Genomic DNA, 15,448 nt, shown 5'->3' on the forward strand with positions numbered 1-15,448 from the left:
GTAACGGATTTCAGGCGCTGGTATGCGGCTGGAGCAGTTCCCGCAATCGGGCGCGTTTCGGATAATTGACCAGAACGGCGCGATGCGGCCCCTTGTAGACGAACAGGCTGCCGGCCGCCGCGGCCGATGCACCGGCATCGATCGCCTGACGCATATGGGGAAGCTCGCCCGCGCCGCCATTGGCGATGACCGGAATTTGCACCGCGGCGCTAACCGCCTTCACCAGATCGAGGTCATAGCCCTGATAGGTGCCTTCGCGATCGATGGAGGTCAGCAGGATCTCGCCCGCGCCCAGTTCCGCGGCACGCTTCGCCAGCGCGACCGGATCGAAGCTGGTCTTGGTGGCACCTGCCTTCACCATCGCGCGCGACTTGCCGAGCCAGTCCTTCTTCACATCGATGCCCGCGACCACCGCCTGTTCGCCGAACGTATCGGCGATCTGGCGGACCAGTTCGGGCTTTTCGATCAGCGCGGTGGTGAGCGCGACCTTCTCGACGCCCGATTTGAACAGGCGCGCGGCCTGTTCGAAGCTGGTGACGCCGCCGCCATAGCAGATCGGCATGAATGCCTCTCCGGCGATCTCGGCGATGCGTTCGAACGGCGGCTCGCGGCCCTTGGCGGTGGCTTCGATATCGAGGAAGATCAGCTCGTCGACTTCGAGATCGTTGAACAGGCGGACGGCGTTGATCGGATCGCCGACATATTTGGCGTCCTTGAACTTCACCGTCTTCACCAGACCTTCGCCGCGCAGCAGCAGGCAGGGGATGATGCGCGCGCTGTTGCCGATCACAGGCTCGGCACCTTGTCGATGAAGTTGCGGATCACGGTGAGGCCGTATTTATGGCTCTTCTCCGGGTGGCACTGGAAGCCCCAGACATTGTCCTTCTGGACGACCGAGACGAACGGCCCGCCATAATCGGTGCGGCCGAGCACAGCGCTCTCGTCCACGGCCTGCACGACATAGCTGTGCACGAAATAGAAGCGGGCCTCGTCTTCGAGGCCTTTGGTCAGCACGTCCGGGCGGGTGAAGGCGACATCGTTCCAACCCATGTGCGGCACCTTGAGCGGGGCGGGCAGGTCGAAACGCTTCGCATGGGCGTCGATCCAGCCGAGGCCGTCGGCATCGCCTTCCTCGCTGTGCTTCAGGAGGAGTTGCATGCCCAGACAAATGCCGAGGATCGGTGCGCCGCGATCCTTTGCCGCATCCAGCGCGGCGCGGATGCCGCTGTCGTTCAGCCGGGCCATCGCCCGGCCGAAATGGCCGACGCCGGGGAGGATCAGCTTGCCCGCGGCGGCGATGCGTTCGGGATCGGCCGAAATCTCGGCCTTGCCACCCGCCTTCTTACAGATGTTGGCGACCGAGCCGATATTGCCGGCGTCATAGTCGACGATGACGAGTCCGCTCATTGCTTCCCACTATTTGCCGCGAGCGCCAGCGCCAGCCGGTATCCCAGAACCAGATAGAGCAGATAGACCAAGGACTGCAGCACCGCGAAGGCGATCAGCGTGATGGTGAAGCTGTCCATCCATGCTCCGAATGCGACTGCAATCGCCGAACTGGCGAGGAAGAGCAATTGAATCATCGTGTCGAGGCCGGGACGCCCGGCGCGCAGTGCGATCGCGGTGAGGGGCCCGACGACGAAGCGGATGAAGATGAAAGGCGCGAGAATCTGGACGTAGAAACCGGCCATCGTCCATTCCGCACCGAAGGCGAAGCGGAACAGTTGCGGACCCGCGACCAGCAACGGGATCGTGACCGCGGCACCGATCGCAGCGAGGCGGGTGGCGGTGGTGCGGTACAGCGCGGGAATGTCGGCAGGCGCCATATGTTGCGGGCTGATCGCCGCGCGGAAGATGCTGCCCATCGAGAAGCCGATCAGGTTGATCGGCATCGTCGCAAGGCGGAACCCCAGCGAATAATGGCCGAGCGTCGTCGGGCCGAACAGCGGCGCGGTGGTGAACGAGAACAGGTTGCCGCTGGTATAGTTGAGCAGTTCGCTTGCCAGCAGGAATTTGGGGAAGTTGCGGTGGCGGATCGCCCGCGCCCGCGCCGCGCGGCGGGTGAAGCGGCGAAGCACGGTCGGAACCTGCAACTGGTGCGCCAGCCAGATCACCAGAGCGACCTGACCGGCGGCGAAGCCCAGCATCAGCCCGGTGGCATCCCAATGCGTCACGCCCAGCGCGATGCTCAGCAATGCGGTGACCGAAGATTGCAGCACCCGGCCGGTGGTGAGCGCGCTGAACCGCTGGAGCTGGGTGGCCCAAGCGCTGAGCGCCGCGACCAGCCCGCCGGTGGACGAGGCGATTGCTAGCAGGACGATGAACAGCGCGGGGCGCGGGGTCAGGTCTGCGAGGAAGAGGTGTGCGAAGGGCGCGGTGGCGGCGATCAGCGGGCCGATCAGGCACGAGATACCGCAGGCGACCAGCGCGATCTCGCCCGCTTCGGTTTCGGACCGGGCAAGGTGGATCGCCGCATCGTATTTGGCGGTGGCGAACAAAGTGAGCAGGCCCGCGATCGCGAAGAACACCGCATAGCTGCCGAATTCGGCCGGGGCATAGATGCGCGCAAGGAGCAGCATCGAGACGATGCCGATCAGTTGCGATGCGAAGCTGCCGCTGGTCAGCAGGGTGACCGCGCGCCAATAGGCGCTGTGGCGTCCGCCCTCCGCGCCGCCCGACAGCCGCCTGAGGATCGCGGCGGGCGCGAACCGGCTCATCGCGGCGGGGCTCCGAAGACGTAGCGCGCGCCGGTAAGGCTCAGGTGGAGATCGTCGAAATAGAGAACGCCGGTGCCTTCGCGCCAGGCATGGCAGCGCTCGGCATCGCACAGCCGTTCGGCCGGGACGAAGCGCTGCGCGGCGAGCTTCGGGGCCAGCCGGTCGAGCAGGTCGGTGAAGGGCCGGTTGGTCTGCCTGAAGTCGTGCGCGGAAATACCGAAGCGTTCGGCGGGGATGCCCCAGCGGGACATCAGGCCGAGTGCGGCTGGAGCAGGGAAGGGCGGCTTCGGTACCGGATAGACCAGCACGAGCTGCTTGCCCGCGGCCTTCAGTGCGGTGGCTGCCTCTTCATAGCCGGCGAGCAGTTGCGGGCGCTCATGCTCGGGATAATCGGCATAGGCGGAGACCAGCACGACGGTGCGGATACGCGGATCGGCGGCGAGCGCGGCAAGGGTTTCGCGGTTGCGAGCGCGGCACAGCGCTGCGTCGCCGGGCGCGAAACCGGGTGTGGGCGGGCAGGAGGAGGTAGTGATCTGCATCACCGATCCGCCACGCTTCGCCGCCTGTTCGCCGAGCGCGACCGCAATCTCCGCGCCGAGGCTGTCGCCCCACAGCGCGGTGTCGGGCTGTGCGTCCGGTGCGCCGAACAGGCAATTGTCGGCATAGGCGATCGGCGTGCCGCTGGCATGGCATTCGGCGCGGCGGGGATTGTAGTCGTTCGCGGCGGCCAGCTTTGCCTGGGCCTGAGCGTCGAAGCGACCGGGCAGGCCGTGTGTGATGGCGAGCAGCCCAGCCACCGCGAAGGTGACCGCCATCGCGATCCCGCCGGCGATGAAGGCGCGGCGCTGGTTCCGGCCGTGCAGGAAGGGCTGCTCGACGAAGCGCCACGACAGCCATGCCGCCAGCGTGGCGAAGGCCACGGCTCCGGCGATCAGCAGCGGGCCGGGCTCGCCCAGCGCGGCGTAGCGGGCATAGACCAGCACCGGCCAGTGCCACAGATAGAGCGAGTAGGAGATCGCCCCGAAGAACACGAACAGCGGGTTGCTGAGCAGCCGCCCGCCCAGCGGCGGCACGTCGCGGTCCGCGCCGAGATGGAGCAATAGTGCGCTGCCGATGCAGGGCAGCAGTGCGGCGGCGCCGGGGAAGTGCATATCGGCGCGGAACAGCGCGATGCTGGCGACGATCATCGCGATTGCGGCGAGCGACAGCGCATCGGCGAGCCGTTCGTTGCGGATGCGGGGCAGGGGGGCTGCAGCCACGATGGCGCCGATCAGCAGTTCATAGGCGCGGCCGATGGGCAGGTAGAAGCCGTCGAGCGGGCGGGCGCCGGCCTGCCAGATTGCGATGCCCAGCGATGCGATGGCGCACACCCACAGCACGGTGCCGAGATGGCGGCGGAGATAGCGATGGATCGCGAACAGGAAGATCGGGAAGAGCAGGTAGAATTGCTCCTCTACCGCGAGCGACCAGGTGTGGAGCAGCGGCTTCAGCTCGGACGCGGGATCGAAATAGCCCGAGGTCTTCCAGAAATAGAGGTTCGAGACGAAGGCCGCGGTGGCTCCGGTCGATTTGCCCAGATCCGCCAGTGCATCGGGCGGGAGCAGGAAATATCCGGCCAGCACGGTGACCGTGAGGAGCAGGTACAGCGCCGGGAACAGGCGCCGCACGCGGCGCTCGTAGAAGCGCGCGATCGAGAAATTGCCGGTTTCCAGCTCGCGCATCAGGATGCGGGTGATCAGGAAACCGGAAATGACGAAGAACACGTCGACACCGACGAACCCGCCCGGCGCCCAGCCCGGCACGGCGTGATAGATCACCACCGGCACGATCGCGAGCGCGCGCAGGCCCTGAATGTCTGCGCGGTAGCGCTGGCCTGGGCTCGATGGCGGTTCGGTCATCGGGGGGCGTCAGGCTGCGGCGCGGTGTGCGGTGCTGCCGCCATGGCCGGCCTGTTGCGAGGCGACATGATAGGCCCAGCGTCGTGCCCATGGCGCCTTTGCGCCGGTGACCGTCGAGGGCGCCTGGATGCCTGCGATCATCGCCTCGACCCAATTGCCGACCGGCGTGCCGAAGCCGGTTTTGGGGCGATTGGTGATCGCATCGGGCAAGGGCAGCTTCGGCGCGCGGGCGAGTGCGCCCTTGCCGGCTTCCGCGTCCGGGCCGAGCATTGCGGGCGCCACCGCGTCGAGCAGCCAGGCATCGACCAGCGGCACGCGGACTTCGAGGCTGTGCGCCATGCTGGCCCAGTCGGTGTCGCGCAGCAGCTGGTTGCGCATGTAGAGCGTGGATTCGAGCGTCGCGACCTTGCCGAAGGGCGAGGCGGGTTCGACATCGAAGGCGCGGTCGGCGCCGAAGCCGGTGCCGAGCCGCTCCAGCCCAATGCGGAGCATGTCGCGGTCGAGCAGGTCGCCCAGTTCCCATGGCATGAACAGGCCGCGGCGCAGCAGATAGGCGCCGGTCCAGCTGCCGCCATATTCGAGCATGCCCGCTGCCTTGGGGTTGAGGCCCAGCCGTTCCGCGCCGAAGCCCGACAGGATGGTGCGGGCGAGCGCGCCGATGGGGCGGGTCATGCCGAACTTGGTGGTCCAGCTCGGCAGGTCGCGGAACGAGGGGTAGCCGCCGAACAACTCGTCGCCGCCAAGCCCGGACACCGCGACCTTCAGTCCCATCTCGGCTGCGGCCTTGCTGACGAACCAGCTGTTGACCCCGTCGATCGAGGGCTGGTCCATCGCGTGCAGGATCTTGGGCAAATCCTCGCGGAACTCGGCCTCGGAGATCATCCGCACGCTGTGCGGCATGCCGTAATGGCGCGCGACCTGGGCGGCGAGAGTCACCTCGTCATCGTTGCGCCCGGCAAATTCCTCGAAGCCGAGAGTGACGGTCTGGACTTCGTTCGCCCCCGCATCGCGCATCAACCCGAGCAGCGCGCCGGAATCGATACCCGCCGAGAGGAAGCAGCCGACCGGCACATCGGCGACGAGGTGGTGCGCCACGCTATCGGCCAGCGCGGCGGCGATCTCCTCGTCGCTGACGGTGCGGCCGCTTTGCTCGGCCGCGGCCCAGGAAGCGGCGATCGAATGGAAGCGCTGCGGCTGCTGCACGCCTGCGGCATTGGCGATCATCGTGTGACCGGCGGGCAGGGCGAACACGCCCTCGCGGATCGTCCAGGGTTCGGGGACGCTGCCCCACAGATAGAAGCCGGTCAGCGCCGCGGGTTCGATCCCGCCGGGGATCGAACCGCCGGCCACCAGCGCCTTGACCTGACTGGCGAAGCGGATCGTGCGGCCGTCATCATGCCAGTAGAGCGGCTTGATCCCCATCGGATCGCGGGCGAACAGCATCTCGCGCTTGTCCGCATCCCACAGCGCGATGGCGAACATGCCGCGCAGCTTGCGCACCATCGCGTCGCCTTCGCGGGCATAGAGCTGGAGGATCACCTCGCTGTCCGATTCGCTGACGAAGCGGACGCCCTGCGCCTCGAGATCGCGGCGAAGCGCGCGGTAATTGTAGATCTCGCCGTTGAAGACGAGGGTCAGCCGCCCGTCTTGGCTCGCCATGGGCTGGAGGCCATTGTCGGACAGGTCGATGATCGCGAGGCGGCGATGGCCCATGCCGACACGGCCATCGGCGGAGATCCATTCGCCGGTGCCGTCAGGCCCGCGCGGGGCCATGTGATCGCGGGTGCGGGCGAGTTCGGCGCGATCGACGGCTGGCGCGCCATCGTGCCACGCGAATATGCCGTTGATTCCGCACATCTTCCCGGCGCCCCACAGTCAGGGGCGTGTGGATACGCCCCGTCGCGCTGTCGGTCGCGGCGCGTTTCTTGTCAACAGATCAGGCTGGCGATCAGATGGGATCCGAACCGGCCAGCTCGGGATGCGCAACGACATAGGCCGCTTCCATTATCGCGGTAATGGGCAGCGCCTCCTTCGCGGCGCGCAGTCCGCCCGCGCGCACGGCGCCATCGAGCAGATTGGCGAGCGACTTGAACTCGGCATCATCGAGTTCGATCACGATCTTGGTCATAGTCGGTATTCCAGGTCAGGCGGCGATGCAGGGAACCTTGTAGGCAACGCCTGCCGCATCATACAGCGTCAAAGTGCTGTCGGGCGTGATCGTTTCCGCAACGGCGAAAGTATCAGTGGTCAGCTTACCCTGAATATGGGTGAAATCCGAATCGTTGGCGACGCGGATCTGCAGCCAGGAATCGGCACGCTTGAGCGCCGGGAAGTTCGTCGTCATGCCGCCGATGGAGAACATGTTCGGCCCGGCGCGGCGGAAGGTGGCGTCGTAGAAGGTGTCTCCGCCCGGGCCCATGCCGATGAATGGCCGGTTGACCGTATCGAGGCCGAGCTGGAACTTGGGATTGGCCTCGCCTTCCACCGTGCAGATGAACCCGCGCGAATTGTGCAGCAGGCCCTCGCCGGTAAACCGCGCCTTGGTCACCCAGTCGCGGCCGTCGAACGTGCCGATATGAAGTGCGTCGTCGGTGGGATCCTGAACCGAGATCGACACCACCGGATTGGCGCGGGTCGGCGTCTGGCCGTAATTGTTGAAGTCGATCGTCTTGCCGATCGCGCTTGCGGCTTCGAACCCGACGAAGATCACGCGTTGCGAGATATAGCCTTCGAACTCGAACCGGCTGTTGGCCGAGATCTGGGTGATGATGCCGTTGCTTTCCAGCGACAGGCGATTGCTGCCCATGCCGCGAAGCACCGAAGCGTTTCCGACGACGCCATTTTCCCAAGCCCAGCGGAACACGTCGGCCGGAATGCCGGTATGCGGGCTGATCTGCGAGGTCAGCGCCATCTCGCCCGAATTGCCGCGCATGCCGATGCCGCCGATCGAACTGCCGGAAGCATTGCTGATCACCGTCTCGCCGGTCTTGAGCACACGAAAGATCGGATTGCCGTTCAGCACGAATTCGAGGAACCGCGACGTAGGGTACGATGCGATATCCGTAATCGAAACCTTGATGCCGCCGAACAGACTTTCGGAGTCGTTCCAGTCGTCACCAATCACATTTAAAATATCAAACCCGGCCATCTGGCCCACCCTCCCGTGTACGTATTTTCACCTAGTCACTCGTTTCGCTATTGTCACCAAAACTTATGTTTCTGAGCAGTGGGTTGGGCGGTGGAGAGCAGAAATTCACGCAAAAATGGCGTCATTTCGAGGGCTTAACCGAGATCAATATTTCAAATAAATTTCACTCGTTGCGATAGTTGCATGCAGAATTTGACAAGCGCGGGCGGCGATCTAGGGTCCGGCGCGGACGATCGAGTCCGAAAAGGGGTGTGTAATGGACCGCAGGCAGTTGCTGATCGGATCGGGTGCGGCGGCGTTCGCCGGGACGATGATCTGGAGCCCCCGTGCGATGGCGGAAACCAATGCTCCGGGTCAGCCGGTCAGCAATATCGAACTGTCGCCGCTGCATGGCGGGGTGAACGGGGTCTTCACGCTCAACGCCGCTTCAATCGTCCTTAACGGGACGCTTGTTCCGGCGCTCTGAACTCGAAACACTTTATATTGCATTGCACCATTTTTGATCCGTCCGTATTTGCGAACGGACGATCAGGAGACGCGAATGTCGATCAAACCACTGCGTAAGGCCGTATTCCCGGTGGGCGGACTGGGAACGCGATTCCTGCCTGCGACCAAGGCGATGCCCAAGGAAATGCTGCCGGTCGTGGACCGCCCGCTGATCCAGTATGCCGTGGACGAAGCGCTGGAAGCCGGGATCGAGCAGATGATCTTCGTCACCGGCCGCGGCAAAAGCGCGATCGAGGACCATTTCGACATCGCGTACGAGCTGGAAACCACCATGTCGGCGCGCGGCAAGTCGCTCGAGGTGCTCGACGCGACGCGGCTTAAGCCTGGTGCGGTCGCCTATGTGCGCCAGCAGGAGCCGATGGGTCTTGGCCATGCGGTGTGGTGCGCGCGCGACATCGTGGGCGACGAGCCGTTCGCGGTGCTGCTGGCCGACGATTTCATGATGGGCAAGCCGGGCTGCCTCAAGCAGATGGTCGAAGCCTATAACAAGACCGGCGGCAACATGATCTGCGCGATGGAAGTCGCCGAGGACGCCACCGACAAATACGGCATCATCACCCCCGGCAAGCGCGATGGCGCGCTGACCGAAGTGAAGGGGCTGGTCGAAAAGCCGAAGCGTGGAACCTCGCCTTCGAATCTGGCGGTGATCGGCCGCTATATCCTTCAGCCCGAAGTGATGCGGGTGCTCGAAGGGCAGGAAAAGGGCGCTGGCGGCGAGATCCAGCTGACCGACGCGATGGCGCGGATGATCGGCGACCAGGCGTTCCATGGCGTGACCTTCGATGGCGTGCGCCACGATTGCGGCGACAAGGCCGGCTTCATCCAGGCGAACATCGCCGTGTCGCTGGGCCGCGAGGATATCGGGCCGGCGGTGCGCGAGTTTGCGGTGAAGGCGCTGGGCTGAGGCTCAGCGTATCTCGACGGTGAGATGCGCGATTTCGTGGACCGGGCGCAGGCGCTCGCGGATCGTTGCGGCGGACGCGCCGCAAGCGACCTCGACCAGCGCGGCATGCGCCTGCGGACCGATCCGCCAGACGTGAAGATCGGCGATGCGGGCGTCGCCGGGACCCTCCACGCAATCGCGGATCTCGTCGATCAGGTGCGGATCGGCGGTGTCGAGTAGTACCGCCGAGGTGTCGCGGATCAGCGACCATGACCAGCGCGCGATCACTAGCGCGCCGACGATCCCCATCGCCGGATCCATCCAGCCCCAGCCGAGATAGCGGCCCGCAAGCAACGCGGCGATCGCGAGCACGGATGTCAGCGCGTCGGCCAGCACATGCAGGTAAGCGGCGCGCAGATTATTGTCGTGATGGTGATGATGCTCGTGGCCATGGCCATGATCGTGGTGGTGGTCGTGATCATCGTGATGATGGCCGTGCCCCAGCAGCGCGGCGCTGACCAGATTCACGATCAGGCCGATGATCGCGACCAGCGTCGCGTCGCCGAAATCGACCCGGACCGGATTGGCGAGGCGGATCGCCGACTCCACCGCGATGCCCAATGCGACCATCAACAGGATCAACGCCGAGGCGAAGCCCGCCAGATCGCCGACCTTGCCGGTGCCGAAGCTGTAGCGCGGGTTGGCGACGTGACGGCGGGCATAGCCATAGGCGATCGCGGCGACGCCCAGCGCGCCGGCATGGGTCGCCATGTGAAAGCCATCGGCCAGCAGTGCCATCGATCCGGTCGTGTAGCCGGCGATGATCTCCGCCACCATCATCGCGGCGGTCAGCAGCACGACCCAGCGCGTGCGGCGCGCATTGGCCTCGTGGTTCGCGCCGAGGAAATCGTGATCATGCTTCATCGCGGCGGCGCTCATTTGGCGTAGCGGCGGATCACCGCCAGCAGTTCGGCAGCGCCCTGCGCGCGCTCGGCATCGTCCAGCCCGGGGGCGGCGACATGCGATTCGAGATGATCGGCGATGATCTCGTCCATCAGGCCGTTCACCGCGCCGCGGACCGCAGCGACCAGTTGGAGGATCTCGGCGCAGGGCGCGTCGGTGGTGAGGCTGCGTTCGACCGCGGCGACCTGACCGCCGATGCGGCGGACGCGGGCGATCAGCTCGGGATTGGCGTGGGTGTGCGACATAATATAGGGGGGTATAGTATATGTGGCGCGTACCCGCAAATCCGGGCGAGGGATGCCGCGCTAGACTGTCGTCAGTTGGTCGTCGCCGAGATCGGCAAGGATGCCGACAAGGCCGCCGGTCTCGACGCCCTCTGGGAGCGCGCTCGCATCCATCTCTGCGATGGCGAGGCCGGTCTGGCAGGCGATCAGCGTCGCGCCGGTTTCCATCGCGGTGGCGATCAGCGGCTCGTCCGTGCCGAGCAGTGCGACCGCGGCTTCGTGGAGATAGACGCGTGTCCGGCCGCCCAGCGCTGCGTTTGCGGCAGCGAGGGTCAGCGCCATGCGGAACCGCTCAGCATCGGCGGTGGCGACGAGGATGGTCAGACCGCGCATGACGGGCATCCGGGGTCTTTGGGTAAGGTGAGCGTACGGAAGCGCAGGTTGAGCGCATCGACCAGCAACAGCTTGCCCGCGCTGTCCTCGCCGAAGGGAACGATGGCGCGGATCACCTCGAGCGCAGCAAGGCTGCCCATCACGCCGGTGAGCGCGCCGAGCACGCCCTGTTCGGCGCAGCTGACACCCTCGCGTTCGGGGTTCGCGCCGACGAAGCAGCGATAGCAGGGCTTGTCCGCTTCCCAGCCGCGGAAGACGCCGAGTTGGCCTTCAAACTCGCCGACCGCAGCGCTGACCAGCGGTACGTGGTGACGCTGGCACGCATCGGCGACGAGCAGACGGGTGGCGAAATTGTCGGTGCCGTCGAGGACGACATCGGGCTTCAGCAGGTCGAAAATCTCATCTGCGTTGGCCGCTTCGATCCGCGTGCTTAGTCCGCCGGGACGAATCGCCGGATTCAGCCGTTCCATCGCATCGACCGCAGCCGCGGCCTTGTCCTTGCCGACATCGTCCGTGCCGAAGAGCGTCTGGCGCTGAAGGTTGGAGAGATCCACCTTGTCGTCATCGGCGACAGCGAGATACCCGATTCCGGCCGCAGCCAGATATTGGAGCGCCGGCGACCCGATCCCGCCCGCGCCGATCACCAGCACGCTGGCGGCCTTCAGCAGTGCCTGTCCGCCGCCGCCGATCTCGCGCAGCACGATGTGGCGGGCGTAGCGCTCCAGTTCCGCGTCGGTGAAGGTCATTTCCGCCAGGTGAAGGTGACGGTCGTCTTGAACCATTGCTCGGCCGCGCCGCTGCGCGGGAGCAGGTTGTTGCGTGCGAAGCCCGCGGTGAGGCCGGCGGCATATTGCTCGACTGTGGGGCAATCGATGGCGCGAGGCACGACCGTACGCACTTCGCCCGAACCATCGACCAGCAGGGCAAGTTCGACGCTCATCGTCTGCGAAGGGCCCGCGACCTTCGGCAACGGGCATTTGCGCGCGCGGACCTCGCGATGGGCGAAGTCGTGCATGCCCTGCGTCACCACCGGCGGGGCGCGATAGGGCAGCGCGGGGAGCGCGGTCCAGTCGATCCCCGCTTCCTGCGCGCCGGTTGCCAAAAGAAGGGCGAGTGCGATCACCGGCCGGTCGATCCGAAGCCGCCTGCGCCGCGCGCGGTCTCGTCGAGCGTCTCGACCAGCGCCAGTTCGGCGCGCTGGACGGGGGCCGGAACCAACTGCGCGATGCGGTCGCCGCGGGCGATGGGGAAGGGGGTGTCGCCCAGATTGGCGAGGATCACCTTGACTTCGCCGCGATAGTCGCTGTCGATCGTGCCGGGCGTGTTGAGGCAGGTGATGCCATACTTGAGCGCAAGGCCGGAGCGCGGGCGAACCTGTACTTCGTATCCCACGGGGATCGCCATCGCGAAGCCGGTCGCGACGGCATGGCGGCCGCCGGGGGCCAGCGTCAGATCCTCGGCCGCGACCACGTCCATGCCGGCCGCGCCTTCGGTGGCATAGGCGGGCACGGGCAGGCCCTCGCCATGGGGGAGGCGTTGCAGGGCGATGGTGATGGGAGCGAGCATTCAGGGCTTTCCGGGAATCGACGCGGCAAGGCGCGTGGTGGCGGCAAGGACTTCGGGATCACCGAGCAGGTCGTGGCCCTTGCCGGGCACGATGCGATAATCGGTGGCGATGCCGCGCAGGCTGAGTGCCTCGGCATAGGAGCGCGAGAAGCGGGCCGGGGTGATCTTGTCGTCGGCGCCGACCAGGATCGCGGCACGCAGGCCCGGGCGGATGCCGCCTGCGGTCTTGAGCGGATCGAGGCTGGTGACGGGCGCGGCCCAGCCGGGGTTCGACGTGGTGCGCGCCATATGGCTGCGCCATTCGGGCAGGGTGCAGGGGCAGCCGACCAGAACCATGCCATCGAAGATGCCGGGGCGCAGGCCCGCGAGATTGGCGGCCATCGCCGCGCCGCCCTCATCGCCGACGACCAGGATGCGCGCGGCGGGGTAACTATTCCTGAGGTCGAGGATCGCATCGCCGACCAGCCCCAGCCGATCGCCTGTGTAATTGTCGCCGGTATCGCTGCCGCGTTCGCCCGACGAGCGCTTGCCGCGTGCGTCTTCATACCCGGGGCGCAGGACGGCGACCGCGACGCTAGAGGGAATCGCGCGCACCGCGGCGGCGGCGAAGGCATATTCGTCGGCGCGGACATTGGGCGATCCGTCGCCGTGCAGGACGACGATCAGCGTGCGGACCTGAGCGGGGCGGGTGTCGCCGAACCGCTCGACATGCAGCTTTTCCGCCGCCGGCGCGGCCGGTTGCGGGGCGGGCGTCATGGTGCAGCCTGCCAGCAGCAGCATGGCGAGGATCGGGCTAGAGCGCATCGGCGATCCTTTGCGCCAGACGCGCGGCGACGGCACCCTTGGGCAGCTTTTCCCAATGCTCGACGCCAGTGGCGGTGACCAGATGCACGGTGTTGCTTTCACCGCCCATCACATCGCCGGAAACATCGTTGGCGACAATCCAGTCGGCGTTCTTGCGGGCACGTTTCGCGGTGGCATGTTCGATCACCGTCTCGGTCTCGGCCGCGAAGCCCACCACCAGCTTCGGCCGGTTGGGCGAGGCGGCGAGGGTGGCGAGAATGTCCGGGTTCTCCGACAGGGCGAGCGCGGGCGCGCCGCTGCCCTTCTTGATCTTCTGGTCCGAGGCTTCGACGTGCCAGTCGGCAACCGCGGCGACCATCACCGCGGCATCGGCAGGCAGGGCGGCATCGACTGCTGCGGCCATTTCCCGGGCGGTCTCGACATCGACCCGCGTGACGCCTGCGGGGGTGGGCAGGGTGACCGGCCCGGAGACGAGGGTGACCCGCGCGCCGAGCGCGGCGAGGGCGCCGGCAATGGCATAGCCCTGACGGCCCGAGGAGCGGTTGGCGATGTAGCGGACCGGATCGATCGGCTCATGGGTGGGGCCGGCGGTGACGAGGACGTGCTTGCCGGACAGCGGCCCGGCGGCGCCGAACGTGCGCTGGATCGCGGCGAGGATCGCTTCGGGTTCGGGCAGGCGGCCGGGGCCGAATTCGCCACAGGCCATCGGGCCTTCATCCGGCTCGATCACGGTCACGCCATCGGCGCGAAGCTGGGCGACGTTCCGGCGCGTGGCGGCATGCTGCCACATGCGGACATTCATCGCTGGCGCGGCAAGGACGGGCTTGTCGGTGGCGAGCAGCAGGGTGGTCGCCAGATCGTCGGCGATGCCTGCCGCCATCTTCGCCATCAGATCGGCCGTGGCAGGAGCGACGACGACCAGATCGGCTTCGCGGCTGAGCTGGATATGGCCCATCTCGGCCTCGTCCTTGAGGTCCCACAAGGTCGTGTAGACCTGGTTCTCGGACAGTGCCGCGAGCGTCATCGGCGTGACGAAATGCGCGCCACCCGCGGTGAGCACGACCTTCACTTCGATCCCGGCCTTGCGGCACAGACGGATCAGTTCGCACGCCTTGTACGCCGCAATGCCGCCGCCGACGATGAGGAGGATCTTGCGGGTCATCGCGTCACCCTTGTCACGGTGATGCGCTTCCTGTCGAGCGACTGGGTCACCAGATCGCGGATCGCGTCGGGCACGAAGACGAGGCCGAGCAGGAAGACGGGGGCGACCATCAGGCCCCAGTAGAAGGTGTCGAGCCGGGCGAAGATGCCGATCACCAGCGCGTAGGCGGAAAGGATCGCGATCATGCGCAGGCCCAGTGGGTCGTTCCACGCCGCCCAGCCGGTCAGCGCCAGTCCGACCAACAGCGCGCCGGCCCAGAGCGGGAGCAGCTGGAGCGCGGTGGCGAGGGTGAGCGATTTCACGAACAGGCCGAAGCCTTGCAGTCCTGCCCAGCCCGGCGACATGGCGTCGAGCGGGCCGGTGACGCCGCTGACCGCATAGGCATGGACGCCGAGCGCGGCGCCGAATGCGGCGAGTGCGATGCCCCAGCCGATCGCTTCGCGCCGCTCGCCCTCCAGCCAGGCAAAGGCGAGCATGATGATGGCGTAGAGCGCCGCGGTCTCGCGGATCAGCATCGCGGCGAGCGCGATCGCGACCGGCTCGATCCAGCGGCCGGGTTTGCGCATGCCGAGCGAGAGCGCGACGAGCAGCCCTGCCCAGATCTCGTGGAAGGCGACCAGCCCCGGCTGGGCGAAGGCGAGCAAAGATCCGGCAAGCAGGATCGCCGCCGCCAGCATCGGCGCGAGGCGCGGCAGAGCCGGGCGCAGGCGCAGCATCCAGGTGACCGCGACGGTGAGTGCGAGCATCAGTTGCAGCAGTTGTGGTGCCCATGGCGGCAGCGCGGCGAGGATCGTCGCGAGGCCAGGCAGGCGGAAGGTGAGGAAGGGGCGCAACGGATAGTCCCCGGCGCGCAGCGCGTCAGCGGCAACGGCGTAATAGCTCCCGCCGCCTTTGATACCCGCGACGATGTTCTCGTAGAGCATCAGGTCGGTCTGCGGCCGCTCGCCGCCGCTGATCGCGCCGAGCTCGGGCGGATTGGCCACCGTGAGCGCGGTGAGCGTCGCGAGGAGCAGCGTCAGCACGATCGCAATGCCGATCCGCGCATGCCCGCGCTTGAACGAGGCGAAACGGGTCGGGGCGGCGAGCCAGAAGGGCGTGGTGCGTGCCATGCCCGGTGGGGTTACACGCCGGGGACGGGGAGTGTCGAGGGGAGGCGCATACAAGTCGGCCGGTCCTACCCATT

At 66.7% G+C, this 15,448-nt stretch carries 18 protein-coding genes; 2 read left to right on the plus strand and 16 right to left on the minus strand.

Annotated features, from left to right (window positions below; all coding sequences use genetic code 11):
* Window positions 1-10: 10 nt before the first annotated feature.
* The 7 genes from P1X14_RS09360 to P1X14_RS09390 all read right to left on the minus strand — a co-directional run bounded on the left by P1X14_RS09360 (window position 11) and on the right by P1X14_RS09390 (window position 7,763).
* Window positions 11-790, minus strand: coding sequence for an AglZ/HisF2 family acetamidino modification protein (locus tag P1X14_RS09360; protein ID WP_277315077.1), 780 nt, complete (start codon window positions 788-790; stop codon window positions 11-13).
* Entirely contained in the window at window positions 787-1,407 is a 621-nt protein-coding gene (gene hisH / locus P1X14_RS09365; protein WP_277315078.1) for an imidazole glycerol phosphate synthase subunit HisH, read from the minus strand. The genes P1X14_RS09360 and hisH overlap by 4 nt, the downstream gene beginning before the upstream one ends.
* Complete coding sequence (locus P1X14_RS09370) at window positions 1,404-2,717, minus strand: oligosaccharide flippase family protein (protein WP_277315079.1); 1,314 nt, start codon at window positions 2,715-2,717, stop codon at window positions 1,404-1,406. Before P1X14_RS09370 ends, hisH begins: the two co-directional genes overlap by 4 nt.
* Window positions 2,714-4,615: an acyltransferase family protein gene (locus tag P1X14_RS09375; protein ID WP_277315080.1), complete on the minus strand. Its 1,902-nt coding sequence runs from the start codon at window positions 4,613-4,615 to the stop codon at window positions 2,714-2,716. Before P1X14_RS09375 ends, P1X14_RS09370 begins: the two co-directional genes overlap by 4 nt.
* A gap of 9 nt (window positions 4,616-4,624) precedes the next feature.
* Complete coding sequence (asnB, locus tag P1X14_RS09380; RefSeq protein ID WP_277315081.1) at window positions 4,625-6,472, minus strand: asparagine synthase (glutamine-hydrolyzing); 1,848 nt, start codon at window positions 6,470-6,472, stop codon at window positions 4,625-4,627.
* Window positions 6,473-6,563: 91 nt separating this feature from the next.
* Window positions 6,564-6,743, minus strand: coding sequence for a hypothetical protein (locus P1X14_RS09385; RefSeq protein ID WP_277315082.1), 180 nt, complete (start codon window positions 6,741-6,743; stop codon window positions 6,564-6,566).
* Between the two features lie 15 nt (window positions 6,744-6,758).
* Complete coding sequence (locus P1X14_RS09390; RefSeq protein ID WP_277315083.1) at window positions 6,759-7,763, minus strand: hypothetical protein; 1,005 nt, start codon at window positions 7,761-7,763, stop codon at window positions 6,759-6,761.
* 256 nt (window positions 7,764-8,019) lie between these two features.
* On the opposite strand from P1X14_RS09390, the gene P1X14_RS09395 reads away from it, so the two are divergent.
* Together P1X14_RS09395 and galU are read left to right on the plus strand one after the other, a co-directional pair.
* Window positions 8,020-8,229: a hypothetical protein gene (locus tag P1X14_RS09395; protein ID WP_277315084.1), complete on the plus strand. Its 210-nt coding sequence runs from the start codon at window positions 8,020-8,022 to the stop codon at window positions 8,227-8,229.
* 75 nt (window positions 8,230-8,304) lie between these two features.
* Window positions 8,305-9,174, plus strand: coding sequence for a UTP--glucose-1-phosphate uridylyltransferase GalU (gene galU, locus P1X14_RS09400; RefSeq protein WP_277315085.1), 870 nt, complete (start codon window positions 8,305-8,307; stop codon window positions 9,172-9,174).
* A 3-nt stretch (window positions 9,175-9,177) separates the two neighbouring features.
* Here the strand turns inward: galU and dmeF are convergent, their stop codons facing one another.
* The 9 genes from dmeF to P1X14_RS09445 are packed head-to-tail and all read right to left on the minus strand — an operon-like array spanning window position 9,178 to window position 15,374.
* A complete protein-coding gene (gene dmeF / locus P1X14_RS09405; RefSeq protein WP_277315086.1) occupies window positions 9,178-10,092 on the minus strand; it encodes a CDF family Co(II)/Ni(II) efflux transporter DmeF in 915 nt (304 codons plus the stop codon).
* Complete coding sequence (locus P1X14_RS09410; RefSeq protein WP_277315087.1) at window positions 10,089-10,361, minus strand: metal/formaldehyde-sensitive transcriptional repressor; 273 nt, start codon at window positions 10,359-10,361, stop codon at window positions 10,089-10,091. Before P1X14_RS09410 ends, dmeF begins: the two co-directional genes overlap by 4 nt.
* Window positions 10,362-10,421: 60 nt before the next feature.
* On the minus strand, window positions 10,422-10,733 hold the full coding sequence (locus tag P1X14_RS09415) for a peroxiredoxin (RefSeq protein ID WP_277315088.1): 312 nt from the start codon (window positions 10,731-10,733) through the stop codon (window positions 10,422-10,424).
* Window positions 10,721-11,479, minus strand: a complete 759-nt coding sequence (moeB, locus tag P1X14_RS09420) for a molybdopterin-synthase adenylyltransferase MoeB (RefSeq protein ID WP_277315089.1) — start codon at window positions 11,477-11,479, stop codon at window positions 10,721-10,723. Before moeB ends, P1X14_RS09415 begins: the two co-directional genes overlap by 13 nt.
* A complete protein-coding gene (locus P1X14_RS09425) occupies window positions 11,476-11,856 on the minus strand; it encodes a hypothetical protein (protein WP_277315090.1) in 381 nt (126 codons plus the stop codon). Before P1X14_RS09425 ends, moeB begins: the two co-directional genes overlap by 4 nt.
* Window positions 11,853-12,299: a dUTP diphosphatase gene (gene dut / locus P1X14_RS09430; protein WP_277315091.1), complete on the minus strand. Its 447-nt coding sequence runs from the start codon at window positions 12,297-12,299 to the stop codon at window positions 11,853-11,855. The genes P1X14_RS09425 and dut overlap by 4 nt, the downstream gene beginning before the upstream one ends.
* Window positions 12,300-13,103 (minus strand): hypothetical protein, encoded by an 804-nt coding sequence (locus tag P1X14_RS09435; protein ID WP_277315092.1) that lies wholly within the window; start codon window positions 13,101-13,103, stop codon window positions 12,300-12,302.
* On the minus strand, window positions 13,093-14,265 hold the full coding sequence (gene coaBC, locus P1X14_RS09440; protein WP_277315093.1) for a bifunctional phosphopantothenoylcysteine decarboxylase/phosphopantothenate--cysteine ligase CoaBC: 1,173 nt from the start codon (window positions 14,263-14,265) through the stop codon (window positions 13,093-13,095). The genes P1X14_RS09435 and coaBC overlap by 11 nt, the downstream gene beginning before the upstream one ends.
* Window positions 14,262-15,374, minus strand: coding sequence for a hypothetical protein (locus P1X14_RS09445; protein ID WP_277315094.1), 1,113 nt, complete (start codon window positions 15,372-15,374; stop codon window positions 14,262-14,264). The genes coaBC and P1X14_RS09445 overlap by 4 nt, the downstream gene beginning before the upstream one ends.
* Window positions 15,375-15,448 lie beyond the last annotated feature (74 nt).

It is taken from the genome of Sphingomonas sp. AOB5 (assembly GCF_029433115.1).
Taxonomy (GTDB): domain Bacteria; phylum Pseudomonadota; class Alphaproteobacteria; order Sphingomonadales; family Sphingomonadaceae; genus Sphingomonas.